Annotated in this window: 21 protein-coding genes; 13 read left to right on the top strand and 8 right to left on the bottom strand. The window is 51.9% G+C overall.

Going from position 1 to position 21,621, the window contains the following annotated elements; all coding sequences use genetic code 11:
• Position 1: 1 nt before the first annotated feature.
• From ACSTTO_RS13010 to ACSTTO_RS12970, 9 genes are all read left to right on the top strand, one after another.
• Positions 2-268, top strand: a complete 267-nt coding sequence (locus ACSTTO_RS13010; RefSeq protein WP_439273649.1) for a DUF6460 domain-containing protein — start codon at positions 2-4, stop codon at positions 266-268.
• A 47-nt stretch (positions 269-315) separates the two neighbouring features.
• Positions 316-789: a CAP domain-containing protein gene (locus ACSTTO_RS13005; protein ID WP_439273648.1), complete on the top strand. Its 474-nt coding sequence runs from the start codon at positions 316-318 to the stop codon at positions 787-789.
• Positions 790-967: 178 nt separating this feature from the next.
• Positions 968-2,326 carry an MATE family efflux transporter gene (locus tag ACSTTO_RS13000; RefSeq protein ID WP_439273647.1) on the top strand — a complete coding sequence of 453 codons (1,359 nt, stop codon included), beginning with the start codon at positions 968-970 and terminating at the stop codon, positions 2,324-2,326.
• A gap of 347 nt (positions 2,327-2,673) precedes the next feature.
• A complete protein-coding gene (locus ACSTTO_RS12995; RefSeq protein ID WP_439273646.1) occupies positions 2,674-3,972 on the top strand; it encodes a cell wall hydrolase in 1,299 nt (432 codons plus the stop codon).
• A gap of 211 nt (positions 3,973-4,183) precedes the next feature.
• Positions 4,184-4,585 (top strand): AtpZ/AtpI family protein, encoded by a 402-nt coding sequence (locus ACSTTO_RS12990; RefSeq protein WP_439273645.1) that lies wholly within the window; start codon positions 4,184-4,186, stop codon positions 4,583-4,585.
• A gap of 306 nt (positions 4,586-4,891) precedes the next feature.
• On the top strand, positions 4,892-5,641 hold the full coding sequence (locus ACSTTO_RS12985; RefSeq protein ID WP_439273644.1) for a F0F1 ATP synthase subunit A: 750 nt from the start codon (positions 4,892-4,894) through the stop codon (positions 5,639-5,641).
• A 182-nt stretch (positions 5,642-5,823) separates the two neighbouring features.
• Positions 5,824-6,051 carry a F0F1 ATP synthase subunit C gene (locus tag ACSTTO_RS12980; protein ID WP_022711131.1) on the top strand — a complete coding sequence of 76 codons (228 nt, stop codon included), beginning with the start codon at positions 5,824-5,826 and terminating at the stop codon, positions 6,049-6,051.
• A 108-nt stretch (positions 6,052-6,159) separates the two neighbouring features.
• Positions 6,160-6,771: a F0F1 ATP synthase subunit B gene (locus tag ACSTTO_RS12975; RefSeq protein ID WP_439273642.1), complete on the top strand. Its 612-nt coding sequence runs from the start codon at positions 6,160-6,162 to the stop codon at positions 6,769-6,771.
• Between the two features lie 11 nt (positions 6,772-6,782).
• Positions 6,783-7,262, top strand: a complete 480-nt coding sequence (locus tag ACSTTO_RS12970) for a F0F1 ATP synthase subunit B (RefSeq protein ID WP_439273641.1) — start codon at positions 6,783-6,785, stop codon at positions 7,260-7,262.
• 256 nt (positions 7,263-7,518) lie between these two features.
• Here the strand turns inward: ACSTTO_RS12970 and rnhB are convergent, their stop codons facing one another.
• The 8 genes from rnhB to ACSTTO_RS12930 all read right to left on the bottom strand — a co-directional run bounded on the left by rnhB (position 7,519) and on the right by ACSTTO_RS12930 (position 14,716).
• Positions 7,519-8,211 carry a ribonuclease HII gene (rnhB, locus tag ACSTTO_RS12965; protein WP_439273822.1) on the bottom strand — a complete coding sequence of 231 codons (693 nt, stop codon included), beginning with the start codon at positions 8,209-8,211 and terminating at the stop codon, positions 7,519-7,521.
• A 113-nt stretch (positions 8,212-8,324) separates the two neighbouring features.
• Positions 8,325-9,509: a PA0069 family radical SAM protein gene (locus ACSTTO_RS12960; protein ID WP_439273640.1), complete on the bottom strand. Its 1,185-nt coding sequence runs from the start codon at positions 9,507-9,509 to the stop codon at positions 8,325-8,327.
• Between the two features lie 201 nt (positions 9,510-9,710).
• Positions 9,711-10,262, bottom strand: coding sequence for a molybdenum cofactor biosynthesis protein B (gene moaB / locus ACSTTO_RS12955; protein WP_439273638.1), 552 nt, complete (start codon positions 10,260-10,262; stop codon positions 9,711-9,713).
• A 39-nt stretch (positions 10,263-10,301) separates the two neighbouring features.
• A complete protein-coding gene (locus tag ACSTTO_RS12950) occupies positions 10,302-11,315 on the bottom strand; it encodes a 4-(cytidine 5'-diphospho)-2-C-methyl-D-erythritol kinase (RefSeq protein ID WP_439273821.1) in 1,014 nt (337 codons plus the stop codon).
• 19 nt (positions 11,316-11,334) lie between these two features.
• Entirely contained in the window at positions 11,335-11,523 is a 189-nt protein-coding gene (locus ACSTTO_RS12945; protein WP_439273637.1) for a hypothetical protein, read from the bottom strand.
• A 174-nt stretch (positions 11,524-11,697) separates the two neighbouring features.
• Positions 11,698-12,552 (bottom strand): S49 family peptidase, encoded by an 855-nt coding sequence (locus ACSTTO_RS12940; protein ID WP_439273635.1) that lies wholly within the window; start codon positions 12,550-12,552, stop codon positions 11,698-11,700.
• A 79-nt stretch (positions 12,553-12,631) separates the two neighbouring features.
• Positions 12,632-13,813, bottom strand: a complete 1,182-nt coding sequence (gene nhaA / locus ACSTTO_RS12935) for a Na+/H+ antiporter NhaA (protein ID WP_439273634.1) — start codon at positions 13,811-13,813, stop codon at positions 12,632-12,634.
• A gap of 108 nt (positions 13,814-13,921) precedes the next feature.
• The gene (locus tag ACSTTO_RS12930; protein ID WP_439273633.1) at positions 13,922-14,716 is read right to left on the bottom strand and encodes a tRNA1(Val) (adenine(37)-N6)-methyltransferase; all 795 of its coding nucleotides are present in this window, start codon (positions 14,714-14,716) and stop codon (positions 13,922-13,924) included.
• Positions 14,717-14,988: 272 nt separating this feature from the next.
• Between ACSTTO_RS12930 and ACSTTO_RS12925 the strand changes: the two genes are divergently transcribed.
• From ACSTTO_RS12925 to glyS, 4 genes are all read left to right on the top strand, one after another.
• Positions 14,989-16,005, top strand: a complete 1,017-nt coding sequence (locus ACSTTO_RS12925; protein ID WP_439273632.1) for a polyprenyl synthetase family protein — start codon at positions 14,989-14,991, stop codon at positions 16,003-16,005.
• Between the two features lie 230 nt (positions 16,006-16,235).
• Positions 16,236-18,080 carry a tetratricopeptide repeat protein gene (locus ACSTTO_RS12920; protein WP_439273631.1) on the top strand — a complete coding sequence of 615 codons (1,845 nt, stop codon included), beginning with the start codon at positions 16,236-16,238 and terminating at the stop codon, positions 18,078-18,080.
• A 269-nt stretch (positions 18,081-18,349) separates the two neighbouring features.
• Positions 18,350-19,411 (top strand): glycine--tRNA ligase subunit alpha, encoded by a 1,062-nt coding sequence (locus ACSTTO_RS12915; RefSeq protein ID WP_439273820.1) that lies wholly within the window; start codon positions 18,350-18,352, stop codon positions 19,409-19,411.
• Positions 19,411-21,582, top strand: coding sequence for a glycine--tRNA ligase subunit beta (gene glyS, locus ACSTTO_RS12910; protein ID WP_439273628.1), 2,172 nt, complete (start codon positions 19,411-19,413; stop codon positions 21,580-21,582). The genes ACSTTO_RS12915 and glyS overlap by 1 nt, the downstream gene beginning before the upstream one ends.
• The last annotated feature ends 39 nt before the right edge of the window (positions 21,583-21,621 follow it).

The raw sequence follows: 21,621 nt of genomic DNA, 5'->3' as shown, positions 1-21,621 counted from the left end.
TATGTCGGATCGTGCTACCCGTTTTCTGGGCGATACGCCGGGGCGTGTTCTCATCAAGCTGATTGTGATTTCGCTGGTTGTCGGTGTGGTTATGCACGCTTTTAACTGGACGCCTTATGATATTTTGCTCAATATTCGCGATTTTTTTGTAAGCCTCTGGAATATGGGCTTTTCTGCCTTGTCACGCTTTGCGGATTATTTGTTGCTTGGCGCGGCGGTTGTTGTGCCTGCCTTTATTCTGCTCAGAATTATCAGTTATAGAAAATAGCTGACTTTGTGCAGCCTCTGTGTTCTGCTTTCTCATTGATGGTTTGGATGACTGATCGTTTTTTGCTCACGCGCCGTTATCTTCTGGCTGGTGGCGGCGCATTTTTATTGTCGCCGTCCGGCTTGGGCATTTCATCTGCCTTTGCCGCAACAGATGTGACAATACAGATAAACAGGCTGCGCAAAAACTATGGCGTGCCGCCATTGCAACCTGATGAAAGGCTGGATAAAGCAGCACTTTATCAGGCAAAATTGATGGCCGAATATGGCAAAATCGGCCACAATATCGGCTGGAGTAACACATTTACAGCGCGGTTGAAACAGGCGGGCATTCGCGGCCCTGCTGCTGAAAATGTGGCATCAGGCCAGAAAGATGTGGCCTCAGTACTGGATGCATGGCTGAAATCAGCCGGCCACCGGCGCAATCTTCTTGATCCGCTTTTTACCCGTTTTGGCCTTGCCTATGCCTTTCGTGAGGATAAACCGCATTATCTTTACTGGGCAATGCTCTATGGTGTGTAATCCTTGAAAAGGGAACGGAATATAATTTCCGGTCAATAGCAGAATCCAGCTGACCGGCGGGGAAAAACAGGCTATAAATCAGCAGGATTTTCTGCGCCGCTGAGAATATATTTGCTAAGAGTAATCGGGGAACGGGCAGTAAAAACACGCTTAATATATCTCAAATCTGTGTGGTGTTATGTTTAAGCCCGATAGTGATGCGCTTGCGCAGTCTCTCATCCGTCCGTTTGATGTCACGCATCGCATGGTGTTGTCCATCGCCGTGCCGATGACACTTGCCGGCATGACAACACCTTTGCTGGGGCTGGTTGATACCGGCGTGATCGGTCAGCTTGGCAATGCGGGCATGCTGGGCGGACTGGCCATGGGGGCGCTGGTTTTTGACTGTTTGTTTTCGATATTCGGGTTTTTGCGTTCGGGCACAACCGGCCTGGTGGCGCAGGCTATGGGACGCGGTGATACGGAAGAGGAGCTTGTTGTTTTCTGGCGCGCGGTGATTGTGGCGCTGATGGCAGGCCTTTTGATGATTGCCTGTTTGCCGTTCACACTTTATGCCGCCAATGATATTCTTAAACCCGCCTCGGATACCGCAAAAGCACTCAATGAATATGTTTCAATCCGCATGATTTCAGCGCCGATGGCTCTGGTCAATTTTGCAGTACTTGGCCTGTTGCTGGGGCGGGGCAGGGGCATATTCGGGCTGGCACTGCAGTTTTTGCTCAATGGGATTAATATTATTCTCGCACTTGTTCTCGGCCTTGGTCTTGGCTGGGAAGTATCAGGCGTGGCATGGGCAACAGTGGCGGGCGAGACGATTGCCGCATTGGCCGGCATGGGGCTTCTTATCTGGCGCGGCGGCGCGCTGCACCGGCTTGATATGACCCGCCTGCTAGATAAAGCCGGCCTTTGGCGGATGATTGTTATCAGCCGTGATATTATGATCCGCTCCTTGTTGTTGATGTCGACTTATGTGTTTTTTGCCCGCGTGGGCAATGAACTTGGCACAATCACACTGGCGGCCAATGCCGTATTGATGAATTTTTATCTGGTTGTGGGCTTTTTTCTTGATGGCGTAACCATAGCCGCCGAACAATTGGCGGGACGGGCATTGGGCGCACGCTACAGCCCTGCATTCCGCCGCTCCATTCAGCTTACATTCTTATGGGGGCTGATTATGGCGCTGGTTATGGGGGCAGGCTTCCTGCTGTTTGGTGAGTGGCTGATTAATGTTCTGACCACCGAGCCGCATGTGCAGACCATGGCGCTTTACTATTTGCCATGGGTGTCACTCACGGCCTTGACCGGCCTCTATGCTTTCCAGATGGACAGTATTTTCATCGGCGCATCCTGGTCAAAAGATATGCGCAATATGATGTTTTTGTCACTGTTTGTTTTCTTTGGCGTGCTCTACGGCACACGCGACTGGCTTGGCAATCACAGCCTGTGGCTGGCGCTGAATATGTTCCTGCTTATTCGCGGCATCACTTTATCGGCAATGCTGCCGCGGCGTTATCGTGGTGAATTTCCATTGGCCTGAGCAGCGTTTCAAAGACAGAGCTTTTAGTTAACGTTTGTTGATTTTCACCCGTCATGCTTGTGCTGCATGGCGGACGGATGTGGTTTATCTGCGGAAAAGACAATAATTTTTGACCGGCTTGAATAATATTTTTCTTACAAAGGCGTTGGGTTTTACAGAAAAATGCACGGGAAAGGCGCCGGATTATCAAGCAAAAACAAGGGGGATAAGATTGGGCTTGATTGCGGTATTAATTTAAAATTAACGAATAAAATCAATGCATAAACTTATTTCATGTTAACGAAGCATCAAGGTTAATAGACCATTATTTGCGCATAGTCATTTTATTGATTGAGTGGAGTGTTCCGGTGCGTAGTGTAGCTTTGCGGGCCCTGTTTGGCCGTTCCGGCAATGAGCCAGCACAGGTCTGGTATTATCCTTCTGAAGGATATTGCCCGCAGGACGGGCGCTATTATCCTGTTGCAGTCACACTGAAACAAAAACGTAAATCTGCAACCCTGCCCGTGCTTTTTGCCGGAGTAGGATTATTTTTCTATTCAAGCAATGTCATCGCCTATCAGGATATGGCCAGCATGATGAGCGCGGCGGAAAATCCGGAACACCGCTGGATGGCCTATATGGTTGATGCTCCTGCCGGTTCTGTGCACAAGGCGGAGATGCCTTTTATAGATTCATCCGTGATAACCGGCAGCCTGAGCGCGGCGGCCGATATTAACGGTGTGGGCCGCGTGGTGATAAGCGGCAGAACAGCGGGCGGCAAACGCGGGGTTGATGATCCTGATCCGGATGAAAATCGCATCAGCCGCGCTGATAAGCAGGGGCGTCTGGTATCGGTGCAGACCAGGGCGCCGGCGCGGATGTTTAATGCCGGCTCGCTTGCCGGGCAGGTTTCATCGGTGAGTCCCAGGCTGCTGCAACCGGTAGCCGGTAAAAAAGATATAAAGACCGCATTTGTAAAAGGTCCGATTCGCGGCAAGGAAGTTGAAATTACGCTGGCCTTCCATCGTCCGGAGGTGAAACCCGCTATTGCGGTGCCAACGGCACTGGCATCATTGATTACCAATGACAAGCCGGATGTATTGGCGCTTGGCTATGCGCCATCAAAGCCGGATTATGCCAAGACCTCACCTTTTGAGAGTATTCTGACGCCTGAGAAAAACAGCGGCCGGTTTATTCCGCCCATCAGCACGCGCGATCATAATTGGGCGGCAACGCCTCTGCCGCCTGCTGTTTTTAGTGCGGCTGAGCAAAAATGCCTTGCAGAAGGCATTTATTTTGAAGCGCGCGGCGAGCCGTTGAAAGGGCAGGCGGCTGTGGGGCAGGTTATTCTTAACCGTGTGCGCAATCCGGCCTATCCGTCAACAATTTGTGGTGTGGTCTATCAGAACAGGGATTGGCGCAATGCTTGCCAGTTTTCCTTTGCCTGCGACGGGCAGAAGCACCGTGTCACTGAAGCCGGTCACTGGCGTATTGCACAACAAGTGGCCAAGGCGGTAACCGCAGGGCAGATCTGGCTGCCGGAAGTGGGCTCTGCAACGCATTATCACGCTGTTTATGTGCGTCCTCGCTGGGCTTCCACTATGGAAAAAGTCAAAAAAATTGGCCTGCATATTTTCTATCGCACTTATGGCGGTGGCTGGAGCTGAATGGACAGGGATTCGGCGCTTTGATGGCAGGTGAAAGGCGGCATTTAGGCGCTGCATGTGTTGTGCTTATGTTAAGTATATGATTTAACAATGCAAAAAACCTTCAACTTCTATGCAGACAGTGCCTTGACGAATGGGCTGCCTGTTAATATGTTGCGGCCGACTTCACAGTAGGGTGAAAACGACCGTTTTCTTGCCAGAGGAGGCATGAATGGCCGCCGGGAATATGCCCGAAAAGCCACAGCAATCCGATAAAGCGGCAAGCAAGGCCGATGATCCTGCTCGGGCAAGTCTGGATGATCGTTTACGCAAGCTTGAGAGCCATCTGGCGGCCAAGGGCGTGGGTGAAAAATCTGCAAATGGCAAACAGGCCGCAAATGGCTCAACTCAGATGGGGCAGGCTGTCAAGCTTTCCAGTGAGTTTATTGCCGGCATTGTGGCGGGCGCTGGTTTGGGATGGTTTATTGATCAGGTGGCAGGCACAACGCCGTGGGGCTTGATCATTTTTCTCTTCCTTGGTTTTGGCGCCGGTATTCTCAATGTTTTGCGTTCCGCAGGTTATGTCGCAGAAAACGGCAATAATGTGGGCGGAAAGCAACAGAAAGAAAAATAATGTGCATAAAGGTGTCTGCCTGAATGCATCATGTTCAATAAGCCTGTAAAGGCAAAGGGGCGCTTGAGGCAGGAAATGCTTATTAAGTGCCGTAAAACTTATATATGCGGCTGCTCTGCGCTTGAGGCTGCGGGCGGCTGCGGAAATAAACGGGGTGGCTGTGCATATATGGTTTTCTCCGGCCTGTTGGGGTTCCCCCTGCGGTTAATTTGCCTTCGGGCATGGACAAATTGCCTTCGGGCATCAAAAATCGCCTTCGGGCATGAATGAAACGCCTTCGGGCACGCGTTGACAGGTGAGGTTAAGGTGGCAAACGATCCGATCCATCAGTTTGAGGTTTCCAGATGGATTCCTATCGATGTCGGCGGTGTCGATCTGTCGTTTACGAATGTTTCCGCCTTTATGGTGCTGACTGTCGTAACCGCTTCCGCTTTTCTGTTTCTGACATCAGCAGGGCGCGGCATTGTTCCGACACGTCTGCAGTCAGTTTCTGAGATGGCCTATGAATTTGTGGCGGGATCGCTGAGAGATTCCGCCGGTTCACAAGGTATGAAATTTTTTCCGTTTGTGTTCTCATTGTTCACATTCATCCTTGTGGCAAATTTTATCGGCCTGTTTCCGTATTTTTATACGGTAACCAGTCAGATCATTGTCACTTTTGCTCTGGCGCTGCTCGTTATCGCTATTGTAATCATCTATGGTTTCTTCAAACACGGTTTCGGCTTCCTCAGGCTGTTTGTGCCAAGTGGCGTGCCGGGCATTATTGTGCCGCTGGTTGTTGCTATTGAAATCATCTCTTTCCTGTCGCGTCCGATCAGTCTTTCTGTGCGTCTTTTTGCTAACATGCTTGCCGGCCATATCACACTGAAAGTGTTTGCAGGCTTTGTCGTGTCTATGGCTTCAATGGGTGCGCTTGGTGTTGGTGGTGCTGTGTTGCCGCTGATCATGACTGTTGCGATTACGGCTCTGGAATTCCTGGTGGCATTCCTGCAGGCCTATGTGTTCACCGTTTTGACCTGCATGTATATCAATGATGCGGTTCATCCGGGGCACTGACCACTGAATTGGCTGCTGCCCGATATCCGGACGGCAGCCTGTCTATCCTACAAATCAGGCTCTGCATCTTAGATGAACTGTGCGCAACACATCATTTGATTTACAGGTCGCTCTGAAATATCGCCGGCGGGTTTCCGCCAGAACTGAAATCCGCATTTATATCAATCCAGAAGGAGCTTATCATGGAAGCGGAAGCAGCAAAGTACATCGGTGCAGGTCTGGCCTGTTTCGGTATGGCCGGTACGGCTCTCGGCCTTGGCAACATTTTCGGTAGCTTTCTTTCGGGTGCACTGCGTAATCCGTCTGCCGCTGACAGCCAGTTCGGCCGTCTGGTATTCGGCTTCGCTGTGACAGAAGCTCTGGGCATCTTCTCGCTGCTCATCGCGCTTCTTCTCCTGTTCGCAGTTTAATTTTAAGCTGCCGGATTCAACCGGCCGCATATGTTTGTCTTTATAAAGATATGCGGCATATGCGGCTGGTTCTCGTTTATTAAGCCTGACTTATAAGGGGAAAATTGGATGTTCGTGTCCACGGCATTTGCCCAAACCGCTACCGATTCTCAGCCGGCGCCTGTGTCGGGAACTGACAGTGGCAGCCCTGTGGTGCACACCGAAACAGGTGTGGCGCACGAAGCCGGTAAAGGCGTGTTTCCACCATTTGATTCCACCCATTATGCATCGCAGCTGCTTTGGCTTGCGATTACTTTCGGGCTGTTCTATCTGTTTATGTCGCGCGTTGTGCTGCCACGTATTGGCGGTGTGATTGAAACCCGCCGCGACCGTATTGCCCAGGATCTGGAACAGGCTGCACGCCTGAAAACCGATGCGGACAATGCTATAGCCGCCTATGAGCAGGAACTGGCAGAAGCACGTAAGCGCGCTGTGATTATTGGCCAGGAAGCCCGCGACAAGGCAAAAGCTGATATTGAGGCTGAACGTAAAACTGCCGAAGCATCGCTTGAAAAGAAATTAGCCGAGGCTGAGACCCATATCGCTGCCATAAAAAACAAGGCAATGAATGATCTGAGCGCGATTGCTGAAGATACAGCGGCAGAAATCGTTGAGAAATTGCTCGGCGTCAAAACTGACAAGGCTGAAATCACAGCTTCAGTTAAAGCTGTCAGCGCGTAAGGGAGACCATTATGGATGCAACATTTTGGGCCTTTATTGGTCTGGTTATTTTCCTGGCGCTGCTGGCTTATCTTAAAGTTCCGGGCATGATTGGCCGCTCGCTGGATGAGCGTGCAGCAAATATTGCCAAAGAGCTGGATGAAGCGCGCACCTTGCGCGAAGAGGCGCAGGCACTTTTGGCGGAATATCACCGCAAGCGCAAGGAAGCCGAAAAAGAAGCCGGTGAGATTGTTGCAAGTGCACAGCGTGAGGCTGCCGCTCTTCTGAGCGATGCAAAGGCAAAATCTGAGGAATATATTGCCCGCCGCAACAAGCTTGCTGAACAGAAAATTGCGCAGGCTGAAAGTGATGCGGTTAATCAGGTGCGTGCATCGGCTGTTGAAATTGCTGTTGCCGCTGCAAGTACATTGATTGCCACTAAGGTTGATGCAAAAACCGCAGGTACCTTGTTCAAGTCCTCATTGGAACAGGTTAAGGAAAACTTCAATTAAGTTTCTGTCAGAGTTTCTAACAGACTATAATTTATTGAAACGCCGCATTCAGCGGCGTTTTTTATTTCAAGCCCAATGTCGGTGAAGCATAGTCTCTATGCTCTGTTTTGCGCTCAGGATGAGATAAAACGCTATGCGCCGGCACACCCTGCCTGCCATTGTTGATTATATGAAAACTTGCAAGGCGGCAGATGTTTTGGCAGCAGTTGATATCGGTACAGGGCAATACACTTATGCATAGTGTTGGTCAGCAGGGTTAACCTTTCAGCCAGCGGCCCTTGATCGGTGCAAAACTATAGCGATGCAGCCCGTTTACAGGTCCGAGATCTTCAATGGCTGCCCTGTGTGCCGCAGTGCCGTAGCCGGCATGTTTGCCGAGCCCGTAAGCAGGATGAACCAGGCCGGCACGCTCCATCATCCGGTCACGTGTAACCTTGGCAATAATCGATGCTGCCGCAATTGTCAGTGAGCGTTGATCACCTTTCACCAATGTGTGTGCAGGGCAGGGCAGGGCTTCAGGTATTTTATTGCCGTCAATCAATGCATAATCCGGTTTGATCGCCAGCGCATCTGTGCAGCGTTTCATTGCCAGCAGTGAGGCGGCAAGAATATTGCTACGGTCAATGGTATCGGCACACAGGCTGCACAGGCTGACAGCCACTGCCTGTTGCATAATATGATCAAACAGCTGATTGCGTTTTGCGGCAGACAACCGCTTGGAATCATCAAGCCCTTGCGGCAGGTTATCCGCATTCAGTATCACGCAGGCCGCAACCACAGGACCGGCCAGCGGGCCGCGGCCGGCTTCATCCAGCCCTGCGATTAATTTGTATCCTGCAGCCTGTAATTGCTGTTCATGATAATAATCCGGCGTAAACTGATCAGGCTTGTGGCCGGATTTTGAATGCTTTTTTGAAAAAAGCGGAGAATCAGAAGGTGCTTTGCTCATAAAGCGAGATTGCATTCTTGCTGATTCTCCGCAAGGCCACATTGCAAAGGGATGGAACAATGTGGCTGCTGCCGGTAAAATAAAGGCGGCGTTTACCGGCATTTTGCTAGGCGTCAAAACAGTGAAAGCTGGGTGCCGTTTGGTTGTGGCGGTGTGAAAAGATCACAGCGCAGGCGGTATTTATGCATATTGAGCCCAAGTTTTTTGCAGCTGATTTCAAAGCGGCGGCCAATCTGCCACGCATAGGGGCCTTCACCGCGCATGCGCTTGCTCCATTCCGCATCATAATCCTTGCCCCCGCGCATAGAGCGCAGCAAAGACATGACATGACGGTAACGGTCGGGAAAATAGCGCAGCAACCAGTCCTTGAATAAGGGTGCCACTTCATAGGGCAGGCGCAGCAGCACATAGCCTGCTTCACGCGCGCCCATAGCGTGGGCACATTCCAATATGCGCTCAATTTCATGATCATTAATTCCGGGAATAACAGGGCCAAGCATAACCGAAACAGGAATGCCGGCTTCGCTCAATTGCCGCACGGTTTGTAGCCGCAGCCCCGGTGTGGCGGCACGTGGCTCCATTTGGCGCGCAAGTTTTGCATCCAGCGTGGTGATTGAAATGGCAACTTTGGCAAGACCGCGCTCTGCCATGGATTGCAGAATATCCAGATCCCGTATCACAAGGGCGGATTTGGTGACAATGCCGACAGGATGATTGGCACCATCCAGCACATGGAGAATGTCGCGCATAATACGCCATTTTTTCTCTATCGGCTGATAGGGATCAGTATTGGTGCCAATGGCAATGGTTTTCGGGGTATAGCCTGATTTTGCAAGCTCCTTTTCCAAAAGCCTTGCAGCGTCCGGCTTGGCAAACAGCCTGGTCTCAAAATCCAGACCGGTTGAAAGCCCCATATAGCTGTGCGATGGGCGGGCAAAGCAATAAATGCAGCCATGCTCACAACCGCGATAGGGGTTAACAGAACGGTCAAAATGAATATCAGGCGAGTCATTGCGGGTGATAATGCTGCGCGGCTTTTCAATCTGAACCTCGGTTTTAAAAGGTTCGAGCTCTTCAAGGGTATTCCAGCCGTCATCATCGGCAAGGCGGGTCTGGTTTTCAAAACGTCCGGAGGGGTTAATGCCGGCGCCGCGGCCTCTGCGGCGGCTGTGGTCAATCCGCAAGCCGGAAGCCTCAATAATTGCATTGGCCTGATCTGTGCGCTCTGCGCCAAAAACGGCGGAGCGGGAGAAAACGGCCTGATCAGCCGGTTCGAAAACCTCCTGTAAAATTGCCATAGCTTTCTCCTTGCCGGCCAAGACTTAAAAAGACCTGACCGGAGCCCAAAATAAAACCGTGCTTAATGTGAGCGGTGCCTGCGACTCGGTTGCACCATGAATGCGTTAAAATCTAACCGCAAAAATAGAACAAATCAAGAACTATTTGGTGGCAGTTATAAGTGGCAGTTATAAAAGGAGCCATATGCTTGAAGATAAAGCTCATTTATTCTTGCGTTTCAAATGCTCATCAAGACGGGGCATTATCTCAACAAAATTGCACGGACGATGGCGATAATCGAGCTGTTGGGCGAGAATGCCGTTCCATGCATCGCGGCAGGCGCCGCCTGAGCCTGGCAGCACAAAAATGAAGGTCTGGTTGAGCATTCCGGCTGTTGCGCGGGATTGAATGGTAGATGTGCCGATATTTGCAAATGATATCTGGTGGAAAATTGCTGAGAACCCGTCCATCTTCTTATCAAAAAGCGGCTCCAGCGCATCCGGCGTAACATCGCGGCCAGTAAAACCGGTGCCGCCGGTGGTGATAATCACATCAATGGCAGGGTCTTTTGACCAATGCACAACCTGATCGCGGATTTTTTGCACATCATCAGGCACGATTTTCCGGTCGCAAAGCCGGTGGCCTGCTTCTTCGATACGGGCGCAGAGATAGGCGCCGGAAGTATCTGTTTGCAGGATCCGGCTGTCTGAAACCGTGAGAACAGCAATGCCAACCGGAATGAATGGGCGTTCATTTTGAGAGACTGCAGACATAATCACGGCTCCTTCAAAATCAGGGCTTTGCCGCCTTTGTTATTGACGACCGCCCGGGCTGGCTTGTTGGCTGGCCTGTCCGGCAAGCCCTGTTCGGATTGGCTTGTCCGGCAAGCCCTGTCCGGAATGTTCAGGATGAGATGATAATGTGTTTGTATAGCAGATAAACCAGTGCGGATAATGCTCATGCAAAAATACCGCTGCCTGTTGCGCTGCGGTCTGTGTAGCATAAATTCCGAAACATGTGGCACCGGAACCGGACATCTGCGCCAATAAGGCACCGCTTTGGCGCAGCAATTGCAAAATTTGCGGCAATTGCGGAGCCAGCCTCATAGCCGGTTCAAAAAGATCATTGCGTGTGGATGCAAGATAGTTGCACAGATCCGTATGATTGCGGACAGAGTGCAAATCCGGCAATGGCGGATTATCGCGTTTTTGCAATTGCTGAAAAATCTGCGGCGTGGCGATGGCAGTGCCGTCATTGACAAGCACCAGCGGCAGTGCCGGCAGGTCGGGAATTGCCTGTAGCTCCTCGCCGATACCGCGCGCAATCACGCCGCCGCCGTAAAGCTGACCATGCAAACACATTGGCACATCAGCGCCAAGCTGCAGGCAGATATGTTGCAGAGTGGCCGGATCCGGCCTGATGTTCCACAGGCGCAGCAACAATGTCAAAACAGCCGCGGCATCACCGGAGCCGCTGCCTATGCCGGAGGCAACGGGCAGTTTTTTTTCCAGATGAATGGCAACAGCCGGCGCCTGATGGGGATAATATGCGCGCAATAGATCGCGGGCTTTGATGGCAAGATTCTTGCCATCAACCGGCAGATTTTGCCCGAACCGGCCGCAAAGGGTAAAATTGTCTTTTTCTGCTAAGCGCACTGAGATTGCATCACCGTAATCTGCAAAAGCGACCAGGCTGTCCAGCAGGTGATAGCCATCTGCCCGCCTGCCGGTAACATGCAGCGCAAGGTTTAGTTTGGCATAGGCCGTGGCATGCAGTGTGGGGGCTTCATCAGTGTCGTTCAGAGCGCCGGCATGTTGGGTGGGCATATCTGGCATGGTGAAGAGATCAGTCTTTGTTTGCCGGGCGGTAAACACCGGTTTCAGGATCCTGCACAAGGGTGCCGCTCGCACCTGTTCTGGCCTCCTGTTCGGCCTGACGCACACGCCGGGAAACACGTTCCGCCTCACGTTTGAATGAGCGATAGCCGTAGATTGCCGCCGCAACAAGAAGGATCAGAAAAATCAGCTGTGGCATGGCCGGCTCCTTTGAGAGCATATCCTGAAAAATACCAAATGATTTTCAGACAGAATATGCATAATAACCAAAAGCTGGAGCACCATTATATTTCAGGCATAAACTGATAATGCTCCGGCAGAGAGGCAGAATTTCCTGAAATTTAATCAGCATGCAGTGATATTTCAAGCAATACTACAGCCCGTAGCGCGACCACAGGGCTTTTTCTTCCATTGCCGTTATCAGGCCGGAGCCGGCCTCGCCAAGCATCCGGCCATAGGCAATGCCGCCGCTATTTTTGCGCCCCAGCAGGCCGCGTGGTGCCTGTATCAGTTTAAGGCTGGTTTTTTCACCGTAGATTTGCCGCAGATGTGCCCGCATATCGCCAAGCCCGTCAATCAGCCCCAGTTTTAATGCGGTTATGCCTGTCCAGAACTGGCCGGTAAAAATATCTTCATGATCGCTGAGTTTTGCGCCGCGCCTTTCTTTAACCATAGCGATGAATGTTTCATGGATTTCCAGTTGCAAAGCCTTGATATGTTCAATATCAGCGGGCTTTTCCGGCTGAAACGGATCCATGGATACCTTGTTTTTGCCTGCCGTATGCACGCGGCGTTCAACGCCGATTTTCCTGATCAGTTCAGTAAAGCCGAAAGAAGCAGAAACCACACCGATTGAGCCCAGTATTGAAGAGGGATCAGCAATAATTTCATCACCGGCAATGGCTATCATATAGCCGCCCGAGGCTGCGACATCCTCAACAAATACATGAACCTTCTTGTTTTTCTCCTGTGCCAGATCGCGGATGCGCTTATAGATCAGCCGCGATTGCACCGGTGAGCCGCCAGGCGAATTAATGCTAAGCGCCACGGCAGGGCTGTGTTTGAGGGCAAAAGCCTTATCAAGCTGCTGTGCGATCCCCTCCAGCGAGAGCGCCTGCCGCAGCGGGCTGTTGCTGCTCATAATTGCACCGGAAAGCCGGACAACCGGAATTTCAACCTGAGAAGATCTGAAACGGCGCGGAATGAAGCGGTCAATGCAGGTCGGCACAATAAATCTCCGTAGGAAGACTGGGTATAAAAATGTTTTCACCCGCTGTTATAGCGATAGCGGGTGAAAACTGAACCTGTTATTTTGCTGCGCGCTCACGGGTGGTGATGTGCAGCAGAAGCCAGCCGCAAAGCGCCGATATGCTGGAGCCGAGCAGGACGCCGATTTTGGTTTCATTATGCAAAAGCACATTGTCGAAAGACAACAGGCCGATAAACAGGCTCATGGTAAAGCCGATACCGCATAAAAGCGCCACGCCGTAAAGCTGCGACCAGCTTGCCCCCATCGGCTTTGCGGCAATGCCGGCACGGATCGCCAGCCATGCCGCGCCAAAAACGCCAAATTGCTTGCCCAGAAACAGGCCAAGCGCAATGCCAAGTGTGAGTGTATCGCCAAGAATGGACGGGCTCATGCCAGAAAAAGACACGCCTGCATTGGCAAAGCCAAAAATCGGCACGATAACAAAACCAACCCATTTGGCCAGCGCATGCTCAAGAATATGCAGCGGCGAGCTCATATCATCGGGGCGGCCGAGTGCTGGCTTGATCGGAATGGTCATGGCTGTGAGCACACCTGCAACAGTGGCGTGAACCCCTGACCGCAGCACAAAGAACCACAGCACAAAACCAAGGATAAGATAAGGCGCAAGCCGCATCACGCCTGCCTTGTTAAGGATGAACATCAGCACAAAAATGCCCGCCGCACCGGCAAGATAGAGCGTGGAAATCTCGGATGTGTAAAAGACGGCAATAATTGCCACCGCCGCCAGATCATCAAGAATGGCAAGTGTTGCCAGAAATACTTTAAGGCTGGTCGGAACACGCGGCCCGAGCAGGGAGAGCACGCCCAGCGCAAAGGCAATATCCGTGGCAGATGGAATGGCCCAGCCGCGGATGGTATCCGGATTAGACCAGTTGAAACCGGAAAAGATCAGTGCAGGAACAATCACCCCGCCGGCGGCCGCAATGCCGGGCAGGGCTCGGTTAGACCAGCTTGCCAGCTGACCATCGAGAAATTCTCGTTTAATTTCCAGTCCGACAAGCAGAAAAAACACAGCCATCAAGGCATCATTAACCCAATGCAGCACGCTCATGGGGCCTATTTTGCTTTCCATAATGTTGAAATAACTTTCAGCAAGCGGTGAATTGGCAACAATCAGCGCAAGGGCTGCAGCAATCATTAAAACAATACCGCTCGCGGATTCACTGTCCAGCCAATGTCGGAGCGTTGAGAAGGGGCGCTTGGTCTGGCTTTGTGTCATGCGATATTGCCTTTTCATTACAGGTCATCAAGCCTGACCGGTCTGCCTTCTTGATGACATTAAAAATTTCTGATTTCTGGAAATGCGCTTGCGCATAACAGAAACCGGCTATTGCAGGCCGGAACATCCGTTAATGACGCTTTGAGCGCGCAGGGTGAATTCATGGCCGGAACTTTTATGCAAAATTAATGCCGGCGCAAGGAAAACCGGTGCCCGACTGCCTTTTATTCCCGTAATTACCACGCGAATGGCCGTTTCTTCAGGCCTTGCATGCACAGGCAGGATGGTTATGTGCCCGAAACGGCGCTCAAGAGACGCGAATATATCCCCCAGATTGTCGGGGCGGGCAATGATGGCAATCTGCCCGCGCGGGCGCAAAATGCCGGAAGCCGTGCGTATCCAGCTCTCAAACATCCCTTCATGCATGATATGAGCCTGGGCTTTCAACGTATCAGGTGTTGCACGGTCGCGCGGATTGTTGAAAGGCGGGTTCATAATAACAAAATCAAAGCTGTTATCGGCAAGTCCTGCGGCGTGGCGGGCAGGGCGGGGCATTGTTACATCTGCCTGCAGCCATGCAAGGCGCGGGCGCAAATGCGCATTTTCAGGCAGGGTGCAGGATTTTTCCGCATAGAGCAGCATGTCTGCCGAGCGTTCAATCAGGGTTACTTCAGCCTTGCTGCAACGGGCGGCAACGGCCAGTCCGGCAGCGCCGGCGCCGGCGCCAAGATCGGCAACACGGCCGCTGAAACCATCCGGCACGGCTGCGGCCAGAATCATGGCGTCAATGCCGGAGCGATGTCCTTTCAGTGCAGGCTGTATCAGCCGGAACGCACCGCGGTGAAAGGCATCTGAAGTTTCGCCATAGGGCAGTTGCCTGTCATGAGGGGGCGTTGCGGGCATAAAATATTACTTTCTGACTTTTTAAAAGAGCGGCTCAGGGCTTTTTTAGCTGATTCTGTAATATGGTCGTGAAGCTGCCATTTTACTATATACTGGGGATTTGAACTCTTTTTACTGCGTTAAAGTGCTTTATTGTGCCGCGCTGTTTTGTGCAACACTTGCCTTTGTCAGGTCTTTTGGTGCATTTGTTGCTTGAGCATAGGGGCGGCCTTGAATAATGTGCATTACAGAACGGGTCGCAAGGTTCGGCCGCGTGAACTGGAGATAAAGCATTGGGTGTGGTTCTCAATCTCGATGAGAAAAAAAATCAGCAGGCGTCCATTCAGAAGCTGATTGATCTGACAAGAGCGGATATGGGACGTGTCAATGCGCTTATCCTGTCCAAGGCCGGCTCCGATGTCGAAATGATACCGGAAGTGGCCAATCATCTTATCTCATCCGGCGGCAAGCGTTTGCGCCCGATGATGACACTCGCAGCCGCCAAAATGTTCGGCTATGAGGGTGAGGGTCATGTGCAGCTCGCCACAAGTGTGGAATTTATGCATACGGCAACATTGCTGCATGATGATGTGGTGGATGAGAGCGATCTGCGCCGCGGCAAAAGCACGGCACGCATGATCTGGGGCAATCAGGCAAGCGTTTTGGTCGGCGATTTTCTGCTTGGTCAGGCTTTTAAAATGATGGTTGATGTCGGTTCGCTGGAGGCGCTGGACGTGCTGGCAACATCTGCTGCCGTGATTGCTGAAGGCGAGGTGATGCAGCTTGCCGCAGCCAAAAACATGGAAACCACGGAAGATGAATATCTGGCCGTGATCAAGGCTAAGACGGCGGCGCTGTTCTCGGCTGCGGCAGAAGTAGGGCCGATTATCGCCGGTGCCGGCCGTTCGGATCGTTCAGGTCTGCGTTCCTACGGGCTTAACCTTGGCCTTGCATTTCAATTGATTGATGATGCGCTGGATTATGGCGGTACTGCAGCCGATCTTGGCAAGAATGTCGGCGATGATTTCCGCGAGGGTAAAATCACCATGCCGCTCTTGCTGAGTTATCGGCGCGGCTCTGATGAGGAGCGCGCTTTCTGGAAATCTGCCATTGAACAAGGCAATAATGATGATGAAGCCTTGCAAAAGGCCATCGGCCTGATGACCAGACATGGCGCGATTGCTGATACGGTGCAGCGTGCCCGTCATTTTGGCGAGATTGCCCGCGATGCATTGGCGCCATTGCCGCAAACAGCACAAAAAGATGCATTGATTGACGTGATTGATTTTTGCATCAGCCGTGTAAACTGATTATTGACCGGTGCGGGCGCATGGTTCCGCTGCCGGTCTTTTAAAAAAAGACTGTCTCTTCTCCGGCCATATAAAAAACACGCCTTTGCCGGATATTTCGTCCGGTTCAGTGGCGGCTTGCGGCAGACATCATGAAATTTTGTCGCAAACCGCATTTAATCAAAGGACAGGGCGGCATTTTTGCCGGTAAAGCCGGCAGCTCTGGAAACGTAATGCAAGGGGACGCGCCTATGCGGCGGAATATAGTTAAGGCTCAAACCCTGGTTCTGGCTTTGATGGCAGGAGCAGCCTTTGGCGCGGTCATGCCGGCCGCAGCCAAAAGCACAGCAGAAAAGCCGGCACAAACGCAGGCAGCGCCTGTGATTGTGCCGCATGCAAGCTCATTCCCTGGTGCCTATCTTGCCGGGCGTATTGCCGAGATCGACAATAATCTTCCCGTTGCCATTGCCTATTATCGTCAGGCGCTGGTGTTTGATCCGTTTAACCAGTCGATGAAGCGTGATCTGTTATTGTCCTATCTTACCGATGGCCAGCTGGATGAAGCGCTGCCCTTTGCGCGCGCTTTGAAAAATGTGCCGGAAGTGGAGCGTTTTTCACGTATTGTTTTAGCGATTGAAGCATTTAACAATAAGCATTACCGCACAGCCCGCACTAACCTGAACCTTAGTCAGCAATCGGAAATGGATCGTCTGGCAACCGGATTGATGGGCGCGTGGACATTCTTGGGTGAGGGGCGGCCAAAAGATGCGCTTTCTGCCATTACCAAACTGGACGGGCCGGTTTGGTATGATTTGTTTAAAACCTATATATCAGCCCTGATTGCTGACAGTGCGGGGCAGCCCAAAACCGCTGATAAATTTTATGCACAGGCTGTTGCTGATAAAGAGGGCGGCAGCGCCGCGCCGGATACATATGAGCGTATCATTTATGCCTATGCGGATTTTAAACAGCGCCAGGGGGATAAGGCTGGCGCTATCAGGCTGGTGGAAGAGGCCGAGCAAATTCTCAGCGGCCGTGTGATTCTGCGTGAGGTGCGTACAAAGCTGGAAAAGGGTGAAAAGCTTGAGCCGCAATTGCGCAGCCCCCAACAGGGGGCGGCAGAGGTGCTGTATTCTCTCGGCACAGCTATCAATCGGGGCGGGGCAGAGGCTTTTGCCACGCTTTATCTGCAGATGGCCGGCGGTTTGCGTAAAAACCATGATGCGACATTGTTCCAGCTTGGTGATATTGCCGCCAAATTGCGCCAGCCGGAAAAGGCAATTCAATATTATAGCCGCGTTGCGGATAAATCTCCGTATAAACGTGATGCGGAAATGCAATTGGCGCTTAATCTGGCCGAGATCGGCAAAACCGATGAGGCGATTGAGCATTTGAAAAATAACTTGCGTGAAAATGATAAGGATAACCGTTCTTATCTCGCGCTTGGCGGTGTTTATGCACAAAAGGAAGACTGGGCAAATGCAGCCAGAACCTATGATCAGGCTGTGGCGGAAATTAAAACACCGGAACGGTCGGACTGGTCGGTCTTTTATCAGCGCGGCATTGCCTATGAGCGCCTGAAGGAGTGGGACAAGGCTGAGCCGAATTTCCGTAAAGCGCTGGAATTGTTTCCAAACCAGCCGCAGGTGATGAATTATCTTGGCTATTCATGGGTTGATCGGGGTGAAAATCTGCAGGAGGCTTTGCAGATGATCCGCAAGGCTGTCGAGATGCGCCCGCAGGATGGTTATATTGTCGATTCCCTTGGCTGGGCCTATTATAAGCTTGGGCGTTATCAGGATGCGGTTGCGGAACTGGAAAAGGCCGTGAAGCTGCGCCCTGAAGACCCGACAATTAACGATCATCTTGGGGATGCCTATTGGCAGACGGGGCGTGGTCTTGAGGCTACATTCCAGTGGAATCACGCCATTGCCGGCAAGCCGGAACCGGCAGACCTTGCAAGGATTGAAAAAAAGCTGAAAACCGGACTGACACAGACCGCCAAGGCCGATGTGAAAGCGCCGGATGCTGCGCCGGAAAATCAGCCAAAATCTGACAATTCGCCTCAGCCAGGCAGCCCTGCTGCAAAGCCGTGACAATGCACAATGATAATGAAAGTATGTTACCGGCAATGATTGGCTGTAAGATGCGTTTCAAGCCTTGACCGTTTAATGCGGAATAATTAGGACAAACTATCTGTTTTCGGCGGGCTGGGCTGGCAGGCTCAGTTCCCACCGTTTTATCTATGCATAATCTGCGGGGCTTATCAGCCTGCCTGATCGGCTGCCCTGATCTGCCGTTTGCGTGAAATGCTTTTATGAGGCCGCCCGTGACTCGTATCATGACCAGCACATTGCCTGACCATTTGCACCCGACCCGCTCTTTTCAGGGCTTTATTATGGCGCTCCAACATTATTGGGCAAGCCATGGCTGCACTATTTTGCAGCCTTACGACATGGAAGTCGGGGCAGGGACACTGCATCCATCCACCACTTTGCGCGCATTGGGGCCAAAGCCCTGGAATGTTGCCTATGTGCAACCTTCGCGCCGCCCGAAAGATGGCCGCTATGGTGAAAATCCAAACCGTTTGCAGCATTATTATCAGTATCAGGTTTTGCTCAAGCCAAGCCCGCCCAATTTGCAGGAACTTTATCTTGGCTCGCTGAAAGCCATTGGCATTGATACGGATTTGCATGATATCCGCTTTGTTGAGGATGACTGGGAAAACCCGACCACCGGCTCTTGGGGGCTTGGCTGGGAATGCTGGTGTGACGGGATGGAAATCTCGCAATTTACTTATTTTCAGCAGGTCTGCGGGATTGAGTGTTCGCCGGTAGCTGGTGAACTGACCTATGGGCTGGAGCGTCTTGCCATGTATGTGCAGGGCGTGGACAATGTTTATGATCTGAATTTTAACGGTCTGGAAGGGGCAGACAAGGTTACCTATGGCGATGTTTTCTTGCAGACCGAGCAGGAATATTCGCGCTATAATTTTGAGCTTGCCAATACGGATATGCTGCATCAGCATTTTATTGACGCGGAGGCAGAGTGTAAGGCTGTGCTCGCTGCTGGTGCAGTAAAACAAGAGGCGTGGAGCGCCGCAGGCGCGAGCGGGAACAAAAAACAAGAGGCGCGGAGCGCCGCAGGCGCGACAGGGAGCAAACAAGAGGCGGCGAGTGCCGCAGGCACGAGCGGGGGATTACACAAATGCGTGTTTCCGGCTTATGACTATGCAATCAAGGCATCGCATATTTTCAACCTGATGGATGCGCGTGGTGTTATTTCGGTGACCGAGCGCCAGAGTTATATTTTGCGTGTTCGCAATCTGGCGCGCCAATGTGGTGAAGCCTTTTTGCTGACGGATGCCGGTGGCGTAAATTATAAGCCTGATGCCGCTAGCACTAATCATAAGAATGAGACACGCTGATGCCTGATTTATTATTAGAACTTTTCTCCGAGGAAATTCCGGCACGCATGCAGCGTAAGGCAGCGGGTGATTTGAAGAAGATGATCACCGATGGTTTGGTGGAGGCTGGTTTAACCTATGAGGCGGCAACGCCTTATTGGACGCCGCGCCGCCTGACTTTGGATATTCGCGGGCTGACTGTGCGTTCAAAAGATGTGCATGAAGAGATCAAGGGGCCGTCTGTTTCAGCGCCTGATGCTGCTGTTCAGGGCTTTTTGCGCAAAGCGGGTTTGAGTGATGTCAGTGAAGCGCATGTGCATAATGATCCGAAAAAGGGTGATTTTTACGTTGCCCGTATCACCAGATCCGGCCGTCTTGCTGAAGAGATTATTGCCGAACTGGTGCCTGATGTAATTCAGAATTTCCCGTGGCCGAAATCCATGCGCTGGGGCAAGGCTTCGGCTAAAGCCGGCGCCTTGCGCTGGGTGCGGCCGCTGAAATCTATTGTCTGCCTGTTTGGCCCTGAGACGGAAGAAACCGTGGTGGTGGATTTTGAAGTGGGTGGTGTGCGCTCCGGCAATGTCACCTACGGGCATCGTTTTATGAGCGATGGCCAGCCGATTACGGTGCGCCGTTTTGATGATTATGTTGAAAAGCTGGAAAAAGCTTTTGTGGTGCTTGATGCCGAGCGCCGTAAAGAGATTATTCTCACCGATGCGCGCAATCTAAGTTTTGCCTCAGGTCTGGAACTGGTTGAGGATGAAGGCCTGCTGGAAGAAGTGTGCGGTCTGGTTGAATGGCCGGTGGTTTTGATGGGGGAATTTGAGGAAGAATTTCTCTCCATTCCGCCGGAGGTTATCCGGCTGACCATTCGCGCCAATCAAAAATGTTTTGTCACCCGCAAGCAGGGTGAAACAGAGGCGCTGTCCAATAAATTTATTCTGGTTTCCAATATTGCAGCCTGTGACGGCGGCAGGGAAATTGCTTTTGGTAATGGCAAGGTGGTGCGCGCACGCTTGTCGGATGCCTTGTATTTCTGGCATACGGATCAGGCGGATCTGCCCGATCTTGATAAATTGGGCGCTTCTGCGCAAAAATTTGATCTTGACCTGAAAAAACCGCTTGATCAGCGCATGGCACGTCTGGATGCGCTGATTGTTACCTTCCATGCCAAGCTTGGCACGCAAGGCGAGCGTGTGGCGCGTATCACGACATTGGCAGCATTTATCGCACCGCTGGTTGGCGCGGATGTGGCACTGACAAAACGTGCGGCCACCTTGGCAAAGGCTGATTTGCAGACGGAAGTTGTTGGAGAATTTCCTGAATTGCAAGGCGCAATGGGGCATAAATATGCGCTTCTTCAGGGGGAGAATTCTGGCGTTGCGCAGGCTCTGGAAGATCATTACAAGCCGCAAGGCCCGTCTGATCGCGTGCCGCGCGATCCGGTTTCTGTTGCTGTGGCGCTTGCCGATAAGATCGACACACTCGCCGGTTTCTGGGCGATTGATGAAAAGCCGACCGGCTCGAAAGATCCTTATGCCCTGCGTCGTGCGGCACTGGGGGTTATCCGCCTGATTTTGGAAAATGATGTCAGGGCAGAATTGAAGACATTGATTGCGCAGGCTGAAAAGCCGATGGCGGCAATTGCGGGGCTTTCAGCAAAAGATGTCGGGGCGGATCTGCTTTCCTTCTTCCATGATCGTTTCAAGGTCTATTTGAAGGATGAAGGGGCGCGTCATGATGCGATTGATGCGGTTTTATCGGCTGATGCTGATAATCTGCTGCTTGTTGCCCGCCGCCTTGAGGCGCTGATTGTTTTCATCAATACGGAAGATGGCAAAAACCTGCTGGCTGGCACTAAGCGCGCTGCCAATATTCTGGCGGCGGAAGAGAAAAAAGGCGCTGTTATCGGCGCTGATATTGATGCCGCACTCTTCAATACAGATGAGGAGAGGGCTCTGTTTGCGGCAGTGCAATCGGCAGAAGTGAAAGCGGCTGAAGCCATTGCGAAGGAAGATTTTGGCGGTGCCATGTCAGCTATGGCTGAATTGCGTGCGCCGGTTGATGCTTTCTTTGATAAGGTGATGGTCAATGATGATGATCAGGCCGTCCGGGGCAATCGTTTGGGCTTGCTGGCCAAAATCCGTTTTGTTACCGGACAGGTTGCGGATTTTTCAAAGATCAGTGCGTGAGTGCTGAGAGATAATGCGTGCTGATAGATAAAAAGAAAA

Origin of the sequence: Pseudochrobactrum albidum, assembly GCF_051851455.1 — a bacterium.
Classification (GTDB): domain Bacteria; phylum Pseudomonadota; class Alphaproteobacteria; order Rhizobiales; family Rhizobiaceae; genus Pseudochrobactrum.
The sequence above is the reverse complement of the archived record's forward strand: the minus strand, read 5'-3'. Positions and strand labels throughout refer to the sequence as shown.

What these genes read in the sequence shown, in the direction of transcription:
- ACSTTO_RS12950 (WP_439273821.1), bottom strand. Translation starts at nt 11,315, where the DNA reads ATGCCCACCCAACATGCCGGCGCTCTGAACGACACTGATGAAGCCCCC.
- ACSTTO_RS13010 (WP_439273649.1), top strand. Translation starts at nt 2, where the DNA reads ATGTCGGATCGTGCTACCCGTTTTCTGGGCGATACGCCGGGGCGTGTT.
- nhaA (WP_439273634.1), bottom strand. Translation starts at nt 13,813, where the DNA reads ATGACACAAAGCCAGACCAAGCGCCCCTTCTCAACGCTCCGACATTGG.
- ACSTTO_RS12980 (WP_022711131.1), top strand. Translation starts at nt 5,824, where the DNA reads ATGGAAGCGGAAGCAGCAAAGTACATCGGTGCAGGTCTGGCCTGTTTC.
- glyS (WP_439273628.1), top strand. Translation starts at nt 19,411, where the DNA reads ATGCCTGATTTATTATTAGAACTTTTCTCCGAGGAAATTCCGGCACGC.
- ACSTTO_RS12960 (WP_439273640.1), bottom strand. Translation starts at nt 9,509, where the DNA reads ATGGCAATTTTACAGGAGGTTTTCGAACCGGCTGATCAGGCCGTTTTC.
- rnhB (WP_439273822.1), bottom strand. Translation starts at nt 8,211, where the DNA reads ATGAGCAAAGCACCTTCTGATTCTCCGCTTTTTTCAAAAAAGCATTCA.
- ACSTTO_RS12945 (WP_439273637.1), bottom strand. Translation starts at nt 11,523, where the DNA reads ATGCCACAGCTGATTTTTCTGATCCTTCTTGTTGCGGCGGCAATCTAC.
- ACSTTO_RS12975 (WP_439273642.1), top strand. Translation starts at nt 6,160, where the DNA reads ATGTTCGTGTCCACGGCATTTGCCCAAACCGCTACCGATTCTCAGCCG.
- moaB (WP_439273638.1), bottom strand. Translation starts at nt 10,262, where the DNA reads ATGTCTGCAGTCTCTCAAAATGAACGCCCATTCATTCCGGTTGGCATT.
- ACSTTO_RS13005 (WP_439273648.1), top strand. Translation starts at nt 316, where the DNA reads ATGACTGATCGTTTTTTGCTCACGCGCCGTTATCTTCTGGCTGGTGGC.
- ACSTTO_RS12970 (WP_439273641.1), top strand. Translation starts at nt 6,783, where the DNA reads ATGGATGCAACATTTTGGGCCTTTATTGGTCTGGTTATTTTCCTGGCG.
- ACSTTO_RS12990 (WP_439273645.1), top strand. Translation starts at nt 4,184, where the DNA reads ATGGCCGCCGGGAATATGCCCGAAAAGCCACAGCAATCCGATAAAGCG.
- ACSTTO_RS12930 (WP_439273633.1), bottom strand. Translation starts at nt 14,716, where the DNA reads ATGCCCGCAACGCCCCCTCATGACAGGCAACTGCCCTATGGCGAAACT.
- ACSTTO_RS12920 (WP_439273631.1), top strand. Translation starts at nt 16,236, where the DNA reads ATGCGGCGGAATATAGTTAAGGCTCAAACCCTGGTTCTGGCTTTGATG.
- ACSTTO_RS13000 (WP_439273647.1), top strand. Translation starts at nt 968, where the DNA reads ATGTTTAAGCCCGATAGTGATGCGCTTGCGCAGTCTCTCATCCGTCCG.